Raw genomic sequence first — 538 nt, forward strand, 5'->3', positions numbered from 1 at the left:
CCCATTCGGAAATCTCCGGATCAAAGCTTGCTTACAGCTCCCCGAAGCATATCGGTGTTAGTCCCGTCCTTCATCGGCTCCTAGTGCCAAGGCATTCACCGTGCGCCCTTTCTAACTTAACCTAAAAGGTTTTACTCTAAAATTAGAGAGAAAAACTAAAATGGCGATACTCGGTTCTTACTTGGTTACTTCTTCTTACGATTATCTAGTTTTCAAAGAACGAATACACTTGAGAGAATTGCTCTCTCAAAACTAAACAAACAAGAAACCATCAAACAAACTTTTTTTATCAGGCTCTTAGTCCTGCTTATATCCTTAGAAAGGAGGTGATCCAGCCGCACCTTCCGATACGGCTACCTTGTTACGACTTCACCCCAATCATCTGTCCCACCTTAGGCGGCTGGCTCCTTGCGGTTACCCCACCGACTTCGGGTGTTACAAACTCTCGTGGTGTGACGGGCGGTGTGTACAAGGCCCGGGAACGTATTCACCGCGGCATGCTGATCCGCGATTACTAGCGATTCCGGCTTCATGCAGG

2 rRNA genes are annotated in these 538 nt (G+C 47.4%); both read right to left on the bottom strand.

Annotation, left to right across the window (positions count from 1 at the left end):
* Positions 1 to 122, bottom strand: a 23S ribosomal RNA gene (locus M3183_RS26680); the annotation flags it as partial.
* 197 nt (positions 123 to 319) lie between these two features.
* Positions 320 to 538 (bottom strand): 16S ribosomal RNA (locus tag M3183_RS26685); the annotation flags it as partial.

Source organism: Neobacillus mesonae, assembly GCF_023715155.1.
Lineage (GTDB): Bacteria > Bacillota > Bacilli > Bacillales > Cytobacillaceae > Neobacillus > Neobacillus mesonae_A.